Consider the following 14,684-nt stretch of genomic DNA (forward strand, 5'->3'; position numbering starts at 1 on the left):
GGATTTGACTATTATTTTAAGAGTCAAAATACTATCTTAATTTTAAAATTATGTGCCATTTTTCATCTTTATAATTGTCTCGTTGTATGAGTTTTAAGTTGAATGAATATTGCTATTTCAAAAATGAAACAACTTTATCTAGCATTTTATCCTTTAAGCTATCAGTTTGTAGTTTTGCAAAAAACTCATCTATCTCTTCGCCTTTTTTTATTCTTCTTCTCTCTTCATCGACAATATTATATTTATCGTTGTAAAGTGTCTCAAAACTGCATATTACGATATTGTTTTCATTCAGTTGTTTTGATTCTATTTGAGATTTAAGTCTGATTTTTAAGTCTTTATCTTCCGTTATAAAATATACCTGTTTTTCACTTTTTAAATCATCAATAATCATTTTGATAAATATCGGGTCGGCATAAGATGATGAATCAGCTGGCATATCTTTTAAGTCTAGTATATCGATATGTTTTGAATCAACTAGTTTTTCTATTCTTCTAAAAGCATCTCTTGCGGCTTTTGAGCTAGATTCTTCATCGCTTCTTTTTAAATTATAAATTTCTTCATATTGTTCTCTTGGCATTGTGATTTTGATATTATCGTACGATGTAAATTCATCAAAAAATCTATCTACAGCTTTGTTGGGTTTAGCCATGAAAATATTAGAATCAACATATAACTTTTTATTTTTTAGTTGTTCAAAAAGAAGATTTAAAAAATCATCCTCATAACTATTTTCAATGGCATTTTTTGCCTCTTTGTCTTTTTGATCTTTTATACGATATATTTTTCGTGCTATTATTACTAAATCTGTAAACTCCATATTTCTATTCCTTTTAAATTATTTAACTTTTTGCTAACTTTACAAATCTTTCATTGTACGAGTTTTGTATTAGCTCTTTTTTGTCTTTAACGGATTGAGCGGTATTGATTTTAAGTTCTTGTAACCTTAATTTACCACTATCAATTAGATATGTTCGTCGATTATCTACTTTATTTACAAATATAAAAACTTTTTCAACTTGTGGATATTTATTTAAAATTTCATTTTCTAAATCAAACTCTTTCCAAATACTAACTAAGATTGATACACCCATCATAGCAAAACCTACAGGTGGAAACACAATACTTATAGTTATCATCATCCCTTTAGATAAAGCTTCTGTACCAACTATATTTACACATTCTTCAAGAGTCATTTCACCTTTGAAGTATGATAGAAGTGTTTTATAAACTATTGGAGCAACAGATACTATTACCAATGGTAAAGCACCGCTGTCTTCCATTTGTTTTTCTAAGATTATCTCGATAACTTTGATTAATGCACCTCTAAGAGCACTTGAAGATAACGTTGTCATTATATTTTTAAGGGCATCTGTAAGCACTTCTTTAGGTACTTTTTGTCCTTTTTGAAGTTTTGCTAATATTTTGATTGATTCTTGAAGAGATTGAAATATTGCTCCAATGGCTGCACCGCTCATAGCACCATCCATTATCTCTTCACTATTTGCAGAGTAGTGTAATTCCTCTACATATTCAGTTGGATTTTGTGCGATTTCTTTCATCTCTTCAACTGTAAATGCTTCAGCACTAATTCCATCATGGCTAACATGAGATTCTATATCTAAAGCTTCATTCATAGTATCTAATGCTTTAGAGAGTTCATCTAGTGAATCTAAGTCGTTAAAATCAGTTTGTGATAGCTCTTTTTCAATGCTCTCAAGATTCTTCATTGCTTGATTATAGCCGTTGTCAATATCAGTAACAAAAGCATCAGTATTGCCATCTTGATATTTTTCTTCTTGAATTTGTTTATTTATATACTGTTCTGTACCTATTTTGGCTTGATAATTTTTTATTGTTTCCCCAGTAGCTGTATCTACAATTCTTATATCTGGTGCACTTTTACCATCTATTCCAGTTGGTGGATCAACTATAGCTCTTAAAGAACTCCCATCTTTTGCAGCCACTTCATTAAAAGTTCTTGCTTGTTCTTCTTCAAACACAAAGCCTTTTAGATTGATATTTTGACTTATTTCCCCAGATTTTGTTGTAACTGTATCTAATAAATTATCAGCCCCATCTCGTCTTGCATCCATTGCATCATTCATTGGCTTTGTAACTTGTTCAATACCTATATTTATCGCTGTACTTGTACTTTTAGCACTATCTTTAATAAATTCACTGCCAAGTTCAACACTGCTTTTTGCAGTCTCTTTTGCTTTATTGGCTAAGGATTCAGCTCTCTTTTTAAAATTATCTAACATGTTTGCACTCCTAAGCAAACGATACATATATCGTTGATAGATTCTAGCGAAAAGAATATTATCCAATAATTAAATATATAGGTCGTTAGGAATAAATGTGAATAGTAGTGATGATTTAGAATCATTTAGCGAAGAGATATTAGATACTGTCTCTAAAAATGTACTGAAGTACCGAAAAGATAAGGGCTTAACTCAAATGCAACTAGCTCTTGAAATCGGTATGAGTGGCGGTGCATATTTAGGTCGTGCAGAAATTAGAAAAGAGAACCATCATTTCAACATCAAACACCTTGCAAAAATATCAAAAATCCTCGATGTAGATATTTGCGAATTTTTTAAATCCTAAAGAACCCTAAACTTATCCTTTATATCCTAATTCTCACTTTTAAATAATCCTACCAACTTCCACAAATAAAGCCAATCTATACCTTTTAGTTCGTAGCACCACTTTTTATTACTCATTTTGTAATTCCAATTTTTTTCAATCATATATCATAAACATAGTCAAGGTACATGGATACTTTGAGAAACCAATAACAGGAGAAAACACAATGTTTCAAAAGTTAAAAAAGTTCTGTGTGTTCACTACCAAACCATTACTAGATGATTTGATATGTGACGGTTATGATTTAAATTGTTCAAAGGTTGAGCTATGAAGATAAAAAATCAACTTCAAAAACAGCAAGAGAAAGAGTTTCAGGAAAATCTATCATTTGCCGAGTGGCTTGATTATTTTAGTAAAGAGCTAACTAGTAAAGAACTAGATGATATGGAAAGAAAATCTTTTAAAATCACTTCTATAAACAACAAACACTACCAGCCACTAAAGGGAGTATAAAAATGATACCGCCATCAGTTTTATTAGCAGTGATTATTGCAGGAGCAACGATTATCAAAGAGACTTTAGAAAAGCAAGAGGATTAGTCAAAAGACTTTCAATACAAAAAAAGAAAAACAAAAGGATAGAAAATGTCAGTAAAACCATTAAGCAACGAAGAGTTAAGAGTTAAAGCACCAACGCTTTTTACACAAACACCACACTTTGAAGTAAGTGATAAATACCACTTCATCCCTACGATAGAAGTGATTGAGGAGATAAAATCTCATAATTGGCATCCAGTAAGTGTAAGTGAAGCAGGAGTTAGAGATATTCAAAAAGAGGGGTATCAACAACACTGTGTTCGCTTTAGACACTTTGAGGATCTGTTAAACCCTAGTGAAAATGCCGTTGAACTGCTACTGTTTAACTCTCACGATAGAAGCAAAGCTTTTAGTATCAGTGCAGGTATATTTAGATTTGTATGTGCCAACGGGCTTGTACTAAGTGATAGTGTATTTGAGAGTTATAAAATCAAACACTTAGGAAGCAGAGATAACGATGTAGCAAGAGCAGTTGCAAATATAACGGCAATCAAACCAAAGCTTATGGATAAAATTCAAAAGTTGGAATCTATTACGCTCAATGAGAACGAAAAACAATCATTTGCAAAAAGTTCAATTCCACTTAGATTTGAAAATCATCTTGAAGTGGATTATAACGATTTGCTTATCCCACATAGAGATGAAGATACAAAAGATGACCTCTACACTACGCTCAATGTTATTCAAGAAAATCTCATTCGTGGAAACATAACAGGTGTAAACAAAGATACAGGCAGACGCTTTACTAGCAAACAAATCTCATCAATCTCTAAAGATGTTGAAGTAAACAAGGGTATTTGGGATATTGCAGAACGCATTGCATCCATAAAAGAGCCTACTTATCTTATGGCTCCTTAAGGGGTGTATTATGCAGATGAAAAAATATCGACTTCAAACAGAGATGGAAAATCTCAAAGTAGATAATCAAGAGTGGTTCAAGGACTATCTAAGAAGTGTTCTTGAATCTGATAAAAGCTATTTTGAAAAGGCTGATTATATCGCTTACTCTATCAACCAAGTTCAAAATAAAATAGACTATATCTCAAATGAGATAAAAGAGTTGCAAACCATCAAGAAAAATCTTACAAATGCAAAAGAGATAGCTCTTGAAACTACGGCAACTGTATTAGCGGAATATGGTATCGATAAATTAGAGGGTGCAACAATTTCATCCATTACCATCACTCCAGAGAGTTCAAAATCAAAAGATATAGTAACCATCAAAGACGATAACGCCGTTATGGGTCTTGGATTTGTCTCATTTTCGGTGGATATGGAAGCTGTAGAAAAAGCAATTGCTTCAAAAGAAGGAATTGATGAACTCAAAGAGTTTATCGAAGTAAATACTCTTACTGTGACAACACCTGCAAAGATAAAAATCAATAACAAAAGATCATCTGCAAATAGTGAAATAACAGTAGATGAAATCTTAGTTACCAAAGAAGCAGCATAAGGAGGAAATTATGTTCAATGACAATCAAATAGCTATCTTAAATCAAGAGTTAGACGGCAACAGAGTAAAAACAAGAGAAAAAGGAAATATCAACCTCTCATATTTGGAGGGGTTTGATGTAATTGAGACCGCCAATAAAATATTTGGATACGGTAACTGGTCGTACTCTATTACAAAACTAGAGCAAGTATCGCAAGAGCAAAACCAAAATCAAAACTTTGTAGTTTGCTACAAGGCTATTGTAAATGTGATAGTACATGACAATGGACATCTCAAACAGATACATCGTGAAGATGTAGGTACAGGAACAGGTATAGCAAAAACTTTAGCAGATGCACATGAGGGAGCAAGTAAAGAAGCCGTTACTGATGCACTTAAAAGAGCTTTACGGACACTAGGGAATCAGTTTGGGTTATCACTTTACGATAAAACAAAAAATCATCAAAGTGCAAATAACAATAAGCATTACAATCAACCTCAAAACCAACCTATGCAAAACAATACCCCTCAAGACTATAGCCAACTTACAAATCTTGGATTAACCGTTATGCATCAAGGTCAAAACCTCGTTGTCATAGGTGAGAATATTTTTGAGAAGAAAAATACCATTAAAGCTCATGGGTTTAGATGGGATGGTGCATCTAAAACTTGGTACAAGCCATTGGCACAACAAGCAGCGTAAGATGAGAAATTTTATATTCTTCACAACGGAAGGGTTTACATACGACCCCAACAATAAAGAGATTACCAATATGCAGATACTCGGCTCTGAAGAGGGAAAGGATATTTTAGAAGCGTTTAAAAACTTTAAAATAAGCCACTCCTACTTAAAAGAGTTTGCATTTAAAGATGTAAACGCCATTGAGTGCATCGGTGATTTTATACGCAATTTGGAACTATGAAAGGGGTTATACAATGGAGCTAATACCAAAAGAGATAAAAGAACAAATCCCTAAACTCTATGAAACAGAGGAACAAAAAGACCCTATGGCTTACATCAAGCTATTTATCGATGGTTGGACTTGGTATATCACAGAACTTTCAATCAATGATGATATTTGCTTTGGGTATGTGGTATCTCCATTTGGAAGTGAACTTGGATACTTTTCACTTCAAGAGATAAAAGAGGTAAAAGGAAGCTTAGGCTTGGGTGCTGAGAGGGATTTGTACTTTAAACCAACACCATTATCTACGATCAAAAAAGCTTCATAAATGAAAATTCTATGGCTACTAAAATGTAGCTATAGTTTTTTCTTTTTTTTATTTTAAAATCTCTAACTCTGTATATTACATCAAATTATAAATCATCGTAAAACAAGAACTTCCCAAATCTTGTATACATAGTTTACTTAGTATATTGAATATTTCATATTTTAGGTTATTAATATTATTAGTAATTATTATATATAGACTATAACTATACTACAACCAATATACTCATAGATTTATTATTTAAAATAATATATAAATATAGATAGAAGTGTAGCTATAGGGTGTCTTCATCTATAATACAAATAAAAAATAATTGTATACATACCTTTTATTGAAATAAAAATAAAAGGATATTAAATGTCAGATAACAAAACTGTAAACAAAAGATTAGAGAGTACCAAAGAGTACATAGATGCACTACAAGACAAGTATTCAAAACTATGTGTCGTAAGAGTAGATCTTGGATATAAGAAACCTCATAGCGATAGTATTGTACTAGATGATGCCAATAATGATTTTAATAGGATGTTAAATAATAGAAGAGGTAAGCCATCAGTTTTCAAAGACCAAGTAGGCTATATGTGCTTAAAAGAGTACACGGAAGATAAAGGTGTTCATCTACACACAGTTTTTATATACGATGGTAACAAAGTGCAAAAAGATGCTCACATGGGAGATAAGATTGGTGAATACTGGAAAGAGCTAACAGATGGTAAAGGTAGCCATTTTAATTGTAATCGCAAAAAATACAAACATAAAGGCGTAGGTATGCTTCATCATAGCGATACTGATAAGCGAGAAATTTTAGATGAATATGTAACCTCATATTTATGTAAAACTGATGAAGAACAAGATTTAGCACCTGTTAAAAGTAATAGTAAGGATAGAGCGTTTGTAAGAGGGATTATGCCAAAAAGCAAAAGTAAGACAGGAAGACCTAGAAATAAATAGTATATTCTATAAATAGCCCTTTTTTTGGACATTTTACAGAAAATACAAATTTGCTAAAAAGTGTAATAAAGCCCGTAATCAAGGTATTCTATGGGCTATTCTAAGTTTATTCCAAATGTACATAAAAATATCTGGAATAAAAAAAGAGCATCCCAGAATGGCTCTGGAATACTCTTGGAATATGGATAAATTACAGTAGCTTGTATCGAAATTTATCATTATATTTTTTGTGATCTTTTGGATTTTGTTTAAACACTTCATATCTGCTTCTTAGTTCAGATAAAAATAGTTTGTTATCACTGACATGTGCTTCAGGATACATGATATTGAAATAGAAACTCATTTCGGGTTGAGCAATAAATCTACCATTTTCATCATTTATAAGGTTATACAAAAATTCAGCATATTTTTCTGGATACTTTTCTAATGGCTCAAAATATTTTAAATCAATAGTTTCTGATAGCAGTTTTCCAACAAATTCATCAACAGCTTCATCAAAATTAAACACTTTGGTACTTCGATAGTAGTTTACAAGTTGATATTGTTTATGCTCTTTCCATTGAGCATTAGATATCTCTTCTTTACCGTCTAGTAGTTTATCGGTGTTGTTGATTTTAATAATGTCGTTAGAACCAGCTGATAGATAAAACTCTCCAGCTTTAAGAGTTTCAACATCCTCTAATTTTGTATTTAGAGTCTTGTTCATCGATTCAAGGGTTTTATTACTATTTTTACCAATGATTTTAACATTAGTCATAGTAGTCATAATATCTCTAAGATTAGTATCTTTTATCTGTGTGATTGCTTGATGGGCAAAAGTAACAAAAAGCTTGTATTTTCTCGACTCAGTAAGTATTTCACTAATAGTTGCTGTTGAAGAGATAAAGTTATGTGCCTCATCGATGTAGAGATGGGTATGTGTTCTTTCTTCTTCTGAAATATCAGCTCTTTTTAGTGCCAAAATTTGGATATATTCAACTATAAACTTAATATAGTATTTGTAAGTATTTGTCATCTTGCCTTTTGGGATATTAAAAATAATAACCATACCTTTAGTATTCATCACTTTTTCTAAATCAATCACATTTTTACCATTCATCATATTTGAGAAAACATGATCATTTAGAAGTTTTTTAAGTCTTCTTCTAAGAGCATCTTTTGTTACTGATGCCTTTGGATTTTTAAAATCATCTTCAAAAAATTCTGATTCTAAAAGATTAGGACTATTTATACCAAACTCTATAAGGTCATCATTTCTATTGTCATTAAGAAACCTATAAAGCTCTTGAAAGCTACCATTACCTCTTCTAAGTAATACCCTAATACACATCTCTAAAGAATCTTCCATTGCACCACTAAAAGATTCATCTGAATTAATCCCTTTTAATACATTAAGGATAATCTGTGTAACTCTTGCGATATTAGCTTCACTTTTATCTTCTAAATGAAATAGATTAATAGTTGGTGCTTTATTTTCACCTAAAAATGGATCTAGATAAATCAATCTTGTTTTATCTTGAACCATTTTTGCAACTTGTTCACTAAGATCACCGTGGGGTTCTAACAGTACAACTGACCCATCAGCTCTTAAAATATCTCTTAATATTAATGTTTTTAAAAGCTCTGACTTACCACTGCCTGTTTTACCTGTAATATAACAATGTTTGTACCTTTCAATTACTGGAATCAAGTTCTCGAAATTATCATCAAACGGATCCAACAGATTATTTTTTACAAGTTTAGCAATCTCTTCATCCATATTATCAAGTAGTTTGATAAACTCTTCATTTTGATTTTGTAGGGAATCATCACAAGGCATATTCCCAATCGCTGAAAGCTCTTTTGCAAAAGTATCTAAACTATTGTGAATCTTCTTATAAAAAGAGATTTTATCATCTACTTGTAGTTGATGCATTATATTATCTAATGTATCTACAAAAAAGACATCACTTGAACTTAAAAAATCTTTGAAAAATATATCTTCTTTATCTACAGTAAAAATTACTTGACCGTGAATAGGTATAGTGTTGTCATCGATTTGTATTGATTTATACACTAGGATAGAAATAAGTATTTCTCTAAGTTTCTCTCTATCTTCTGCGTCGGTTGGGATATGGTCAATATGGTAGATTAATTTATTTTTTACAATATCTTCTACACTCATAGTTTGCAACATTTCATCAGTGATTGTAGTAAAAAACTGTGAGCCAAAAATAGGCTTTAGTATCTTTTTTAACAATATGCCTTCTGAAACATCTTTATTACCCATAAATACGATTGCATTTGATGTTATGAGATGTTTAAAGAATTTTCCAAATCTGCTAACTAAAAATCTTAAATCTTTAATTGTAGTCATCTTTTGAATAAAATATCTTGCTTCACTAACATTGTTCTCATCTAGCCTAAAATCAATAAATCTTTTATGTAAATAAGAGGTATAAGATAAACAGTTCCTAGATAAATATCCTTGATGATTTACAAATATCTCATTCATTTGATTAATATCAAACACTTCTTCATCTACAACGGGTATAGAATTAATAGCGACATAGGTTGTATCAACTCTTATATCCATTTTTTTATAAGAAAGTGCATCGTTTAAATCGTTTACTATTTTTATGTTGATATTACAATATCTTGAGCTAATCTCTTTTGCAAGTTCTTGTTCATCACAAATTTTAAGCTCACCGTACTGGGTAGGTCTATAATAAAACTTATTTTTATACCTCCATAAACGAATAGGTTGATTAGGTCTGTTTATATCACAAAGTATAGAGTGCTCTTTATTTTTAAAGTAATCGTACTTTCTTTCCTCATTATTCATGATTTGGTTAAAGTTTGCCTGTGCATCCCAATATCTTACATTTGAGTTTTCTAACTTTCTGATATTTCTATCGTATAAACCAACTTGATGATACATGTGATCATTAATCGTAGTTAATCTGTTAGCTTCATACTCGTAATTTTGTAAAGCTGTTTCTACTTCTAAAGCGTTGTTGTCATTTTGAAGTACCATTCCATTCATTTTTTTATCCTTTAATAAAATTGAAACTATATAAAATATAGTTAACACCTCTCCATCAAATCACAGTTGAAACAAAAGTCGACAACTATAATTTTGATTTATGGATTGTTAAGTAATTTACTCAACACCTATAATTTAAAACACAACGAAAGAATATAAAAAAATAAAATTTGGGATTGTAAAAAAAGAAGGTAGAATTTTACAATGAGATTAAGAGAGTGAAATGAAGATAGAATTTAATTAACTTGTTTTAAAATAAGAAGTTTAGTATCTGGTATTTGACACATCTAAAAATTGAAGTACTTTGCAACTTTTATCAAAATTATGCAGATTTATAACAAAATGTTGTAAAAAAATGTTGTAAAGTTTTAAAGTAAAAAATATAATAGCCCTTAAAATAGGGCTATATTAAGAAAGAAGAGATTAAACCAATTAGTCCACCAAAAACTCCACCCCAAACTATAAGCCAAGAGAGATGCTCTTTTATAAGCTGTTGTACTATCTCTTTTACCATATGTGGAGTTAATTCGTTTAATCTAATCTCAATAATATTTTCAATAGATTGAATCATATCCTCACTTAAAGATGAATTTTGCAGATGCTTTTGCAGAGTGTAGTTAAAAGTTTCGCTCTGTACTATTTTAATAACGGCGTTTTTCATTTTTAAAGAGAATGGTTCACGAAGTCCTTCAAGTGCATTTGCTCCTCCAAACATCCCAAGCATTCCTCCAAAAGAGGACTCCATAACAGTTTTGCTTAACGCGTCAAAAGCGGGTGAGAAATCAGTTTTTTCTATAATAGGAACTAAATTTATCTTTCTCTCTTCACTTTTAAAAAAGTTATCTAGTTGATTTCGGGTGAAAAATTGGCTCATCATAAGGTTTTTAATAGCATCTTTAAAAGCTTCAAATCTAGCAGGTATTACTCCTGAACCATATAAAAAAGGTACTTTTTCAAATAGCATATGAATTGCAAGTTGATTTGTTACTGCACCCGAAAGTGCAAATAAACCTGTATATAGCAACAAAGAATTTAAAGTACTTTCAAATAAAAATGATAAAAAAACAAGTATTACGGCGATGCTGTTTGTAAGAAAAGTTTTAGATAACTTCAATTTTTGCTCCTAGATAATAATAAAAGCAAAATTATACTAAAAGTATTTTATAATGGCACAAATTTAATATAAAATGAGTACTTTAATGAAACAGCAAAGTTATGATCTTCTTAAAAATGCAGATATACAAACAATTTTACAAACTTTAGAAGATGAACTAAAAAGTAAAGAAGAGTCTCCTTTTTGGAAAGACAGAGTAATCCCTTTTAGTCAAGCTATTTTGAGTGTTTTGATTCCGCTAAGAGATGCAAATATGCTTTTTAGTCCTGAAGGAATTGCTCAAGATGAGCTTACTCCGGAACTTTTTTTAAAGTGGAGCGATCTTGTAAGTTTAAAAACTTTGGCATTTACGATTCAAAAATCCAATGAAGCGGGAGTTTTGTTAAGAACTGAACTTAATGAAAATGTCTGTAAAAATTATAAGAGTATAGATTTAAAGATATTGGGCGATTATCTATCAAAAAACAGTATAAATCTTCAAAACGAATTTTTGGATTTTCCAATAGCAAACTATAACTTGCATCAGGGTGTAAGCAGTGTAATAAAATCGCTTTTATAAGAGTGTTCATTGAATAGATTTATTGAATATTTTATAAAAAACAGCAGATTAAATTATGCTTTGCTGGTTTTTCTAATTTTTATGGGCATTGATGCTTATATAAAAATACCCAAAGAGATTTTTCCTGATGTAGAACTTGATAAAATCAGTGTTTTAGGCTCTTACCGCGGAACAAGCGCCAATATTATGGACAAAATGGCTGTTCGTGATATAGAAGATGAGATAAGCAATATTAGCGGTATTGATAAAACAGAGACCACCATCACTCCCGGTGCATTTGCGATACTGTTAACACTTAATGAAAATGCAAATAAAGAGATAACGCTTGGTCGTGTGAAAGATGCCATAGCGCTAAGCAGACAGTATCTGCCTTCAGATATGAATGAGCCGGTTGCACAATTGCTAGATAAAACAAGACCTCTTATAAGATTGGCTCTTTCATCAGAAACTCTTTCAATAGGTGAGTTAACTGTTATCGCTCAAGATTTGAAATCGAAAATATCAAAACTAGATAATATTAGTGAAGTTCTGATTCGTGGTGATTCTGATGAAGAGGTGATTATTAAAATAGATTCTGAAGCAGTCTTGGCATATGGACTTCAGCATGAAAGTGTACAAAAAGCGATAGCAAATTTATCATACATATATCCTGTTGGAAATATAGAACAGAAGGGAAAATTTGCTTATGTATCAACTGTTAACGGAAAACCGGATGCAGAGGGGTATAAGGAGAGCATTTTAAATATTGATGAAAAATATATAAAGCTGGGTGATATAGCTGAGGTGAGCATAGAGTATCCTCAAACTGATACTTTGGCAACTTTTAACAATAAAAAAGTAATTTCTTTAGTAATATCAAAAGGAACAAAAGGTGATGCAATTGTTTTATCAAAAGAACTTAGAGGGTATGTCCAAAATATAAAAAAAAATTATGACGGAGTTGATTTTAATTTTTATCAAGACTCTTCAAAACCCATAAAAGAGAGATTAGATACAATTATTTCAAATTTGATGTTTGGTTTGATTTTGGTCTTTTTATCAATGTATATTTTGATAAATTTAAGAATTGCATTTATTGTAGCTCTTGGAATTCCATTCTCTTTTATAATAGGACTTTTAACTATTTATCATTTGGGATATTCAATAAATATGATTTCTTTGCTTGGAGCATTGATAGTCATAGGTATCGTAGTTGATGATGCAATCGTTGTAAGTGAAAATATTCAACGATATATTGATGATGGTATGGATAATTACAGTGCTGCAATAACAGGCGTCAAGGAGATGATGCTTCCTGTGACACTTGCAACGATAACTACAGTAGCTGCATTTTTGCCTATCTTTATGATGCAGGGAGAGATAGCACTTTTTATTTTGCTTATTCCTATCACAGTAGTTATGATTTTAATAGCTTCTCTTATAGAGAGTTTTTTCTTTTTGCCTCTTCATGCACAGGAATTTTTAAGAAAAAGCAATAATTTAATTAGCTGGGTACCTTTACAAAAGTTTTATGTTAGGCTGATTTTACATTTTTTACATTTTAAAAAAATATCATTGTTGCTTTTTTTAATCTTAATTCCGCTGGCAACCTTTTATATAGCACAATCTATGAAATTTCAATTTTTTCCTAATTTTGATGGAAACTATCTATATATATCAGGAAAACTAAATATCAATACTCCGTTGGAAGATACATATGAGATATCAAAAGAGATTGAAGCAAAACTGATGGAACATTCAGAAGAGTTTTCTCTTAAAGCAATATCTTCTGTTGTCGGTTATAGAAGAAGCCTCTCAGGAGAGACGCAAAGAAACAATAGTGTTTTTATGATTACCATGGAGCTTTATGACAGGGTTGATACAAACTGGGTTGACAAATATATAAATCCAATTTTAAATTTTAGTTTTGAATTTGACAATCCTAATAAAATAAGACAAAAACAGACCTTTGAACTCTCTCCGCGAGCAAAAGAGATAATTGATGTTTATAGAAGTAAATACAATATGGAAGATCTTGGTGTTATGGAAGATAAACCGGGACTTATTAAGAGCGATATTCAGATAAATTTATCTGGAAGCAATGATGAGATACTTCAAAAAAATATAAAAAAACTAGAAGATGAACTCTCTAAAATGGAGTATATTAAAGATTATAGCAATAATATAAAATATGGAAAAATGGAGTATAAAATTAAAATAAACTCTTATGGGGAAAGCTTGGGGTTGAGTGAAGCTTCTGTTGCTAAAACACTTAGCGCTTATTTTTTAGAGCAAAAACAGACAACCACTTTTAATGAATCGGGAATAATGGAGATAAAAACAGAAGATAGTTCAAAAGACAATATTGAAAGATTTTTAAACTTTAATTTAGCGCTAAGTGATGGCAGATATGTGAAATTGTCTGATATTGCCGATATTTCAGAGATAAAAGATTATGAAAAAATAGACAAGCTCAATGGAAATATAATTAAAACGGTATTTGCTAATGTTGATAAGAGAAAAATTACAGCTGAAGAGATTTTAGAAAAATTAAAACCGACATTGGATTCAATAGCAAAAATGGGTGTGCATGTTGAACTTTTAGGAGAAAAAGAGAAGAATGAGCAATTGAAAAATGATATGAAAAAAGCAGTTTTTTTAGCAATATTTTTGATTTTTTTAACTCTGCTGCTTATTTTTTCAAAAATAAAATATGTGCTTATGGTCATGAGCGTTATTCCTCTCTCTGTATTAGGAGCCCTGATTGGGCATAAAATAATGGGAATAAATCTCTCTATGGCTTCAATAATAGGAATTTTAGGATTAGCAGGCGTTGTTATTAATGATGGAATAATAATGATAGATTTTTTGCATGGAACTCATAAGCTAGAAGATTTTCTACAAAGAGCAAAACTGAGACTTCGTCCAATTATTATAACATCGGTAACAACATTTTTAGGACTCTTCTCACTTATATTTTATGCAACGGGACAAGCTGTTATACTGCAACCGATTGCAATATCTTTAGGTTTTGGTCTTGTTTGGGGAACATTTTTAAATCTTATTTATCTGCCCACACTTTATGCCATGATAAATAAAATAGAGCCAACTAAATAAAAATGGCATATAAGAGTGCCCAAAGCAGAAAAACAATAAGCGCTATAATAGCAAAAGTCAAAAAAACTCTTGTAGTGAAATAGAAAAGA

General features: G+C 30.9%; 14 protein-coding genes. 10 read left to right on the forward strand and 4 right to left on the reverse strand.

The window, feature by feature from the left end; translation table 11 throughout:
• Positions 1 to 112: 112 nt before the first annotated feature.
• Entirely contained in the window at positions 113 to 820 is a 708-nt protein-coding gene (locus CVO_RS02485; protein ID WP_159569800.1) for a hypothetical protein, read from the reverse strand.
• A 22-nt stretch (positions 821 to 842) separates the two neighbouring features.
• Positions 843 to 2,264, reverse strand: coding sequence for a hypothetical protein (locus CVO_RS02490; protein ID WP_159569802.1), 1,422 nt, complete (start codon positions 2,262 to 2,264; stop codon positions 843 to 845).
• A 97-nt stretch (positions 2,265 to 2,361) separates the two neighbouring features.
• On the opposite strand from CVO_RS02490, the gene CVO_RS02495 reads away from it, so the two are divergent.
• The 8 genes from CVO_RS02495 (at position 2,362) to CVO_RS02530 (ending at position 6,801) form a co-directional block, all read left to right on the forward strand.
• Positions 2,362 to 2,610 carry a helix-turn-helix transcriptional regulator gene (locus CVO_RS02495; protein WP_159569803.1) on the forward strand — a complete coding sequence of 83 codons (249 nt, stop codon included), beginning with the start codon at positions 2,362 to 2,364 and terminating at the stop codon, positions 2,608 to 2,610.
• A gap of 306 nt (positions 2,611 to 2,916) precedes the next feature.
• Positions 2,917 to 3,102, forward strand: a complete 186-nt coding sequence (locus CVO_RS02500) for a hypothetical protein (RefSeq protein WP_159569805.1) — start codon at positions 2,917 to 2,919, stop codon at positions 3,100 to 3,102.
• Positions 3,103 to 3,233: 131 nt separating this feature from the next.
• Positions 3,234 to 4,043 (forward strand): DUF932 domain-containing protein, encoded by an 810-nt coding sequence (locus CVO_RS02505; RefSeq protein WP_159569807.1) that lies wholly within the window; start codon positions 3,234 to 3,236, stop codon positions 4,041 to 4,043.
• Between the two features lie 10 nt (positions 4,044 to 4,053).
• Complete coding sequence (locus CVO_RS02510) at positions 4,054 to 4,638, forward strand: siphovirus Gp157 family protein (RefSeq protein WP_159569809.1); 585 nt, start codon at positions 4,054 to 4,056, stop codon at positions 4,636 to 4,638.
• 10 nt (positions 4,639 to 4,648) lie between these two features.
• A complete protein-coding gene (locus CVO_RS02515) occupies positions 4,649 to 5,320 on the forward strand; it encodes a Rad52/Rad22 family DNA repair protein (RefSeq protein WP_159569811.1) in 672 nt (223 codons plus the stop codon).
• 1 nt (position 5,321) lies between these two features.
• A complete protein-coding gene (locus CVO_RS02520) occupies positions 5,322 to 5,540 on the forward strand; it encodes a hypothetical protein (RefSeq protein WP_159569812.1) in 219 nt (72 codons plus the stop codon).
• Between the two features lie 13 nt (positions 5,541 to 5,553).
• Positions 5,554 to 5,850 (forward strand): DUF2958 domain-containing protein, encoded by a 297-nt coding sequence (locus tag CVO_RS02525; protein WP_159569814.1) that lies wholly within the window; start codon positions 5,554 to 5,556, stop codon positions 5,848 to 5,850.
• A 357-nt stretch (positions 5,851 to 6,207) separates the two neighbouring features.
• Positions 6,208 to 6,801, forward strand: a complete 594-nt coding sequence (locus CVO_RS02530; protein WP_159569816.1) for a YagK/YfjJ domain-containing protein — start codon at positions 6,208 to 6,210, stop codon at positions 6,799 to 6,801.
• Positions 6,802 to 6,991: 190 nt separating this feature from the next.
• On the opposite strand, the gene CVO_RS02535 is transcribed toward CVO_RS02530, so the two are convergent.
• Both CVO_RS02535 and CVO_RS02540 read right to left on the reverse strand, forming a co-directional pair.
• A complete protein-coding gene (locus tag CVO_RS02535; RefSeq protein WP_159569818.1) occupies positions 6,992 to 9,826 on the reverse strand; it encodes a type IV secretory system conjugative DNA transfer family protein in 2,835 nt (944 codons plus the stop codon).
• A gap of 403 nt (positions 9,827 to 10,229) precedes the next feature.
• Positions 10,230 to 10,940, reverse strand: coding sequence for a DUF445 domain-containing protein (locus CVO_RS02540; protein ID WP_159569820.1), 711 nt, complete (start codon positions 10,938 to 10,940; stop codon positions 10,230 to 10,232).
• 73 nt (positions 10,941 to 11,013) lie between these two features.
• Here CVO_RS02540 and CVO_RS02545 point away from each other — a divergent pair, with 73 nt between their 5' ends.
• Both CVO_RS02545 and CVO_RS02550 read left to right on the forward strand, forming a co-directional pair.
• Positions 11,014 to 11,499: a hypothetical protein gene (locus CVO_RS02545; RefSeq protein ID WP_241690994.1), complete on the forward strand. Its 486-nt coding sequence runs from the start codon at positions 11,014 to 11,016 to the stop codon at positions 11,497 to 11,499.
• A gap of 9 nt (positions 11,500 to 11,508) precedes the next feature.
• Complete coding sequence (locus CVO_RS02550) at positions 11,509 to 14,595, forward strand: efflux RND transporter permease subunit (protein WP_159569822.1); 3,087 nt, start codon at positions 11,509 to 11,511, stop codon at positions 14,593 to 14,595.
• Positions 14,596 to 14,684 lie beyond the last annotated feature (89 nt).

This window comes from Sulfurimonas sp. CVO (assembly GCF_009883775.1).
Lineage (GTDB): Bacteria > Campylobacterota > Campylobacteria > Campylobacterales > Sulfurimonadaceae > Sulfurimonas > Sulfurimonas xiamenensis.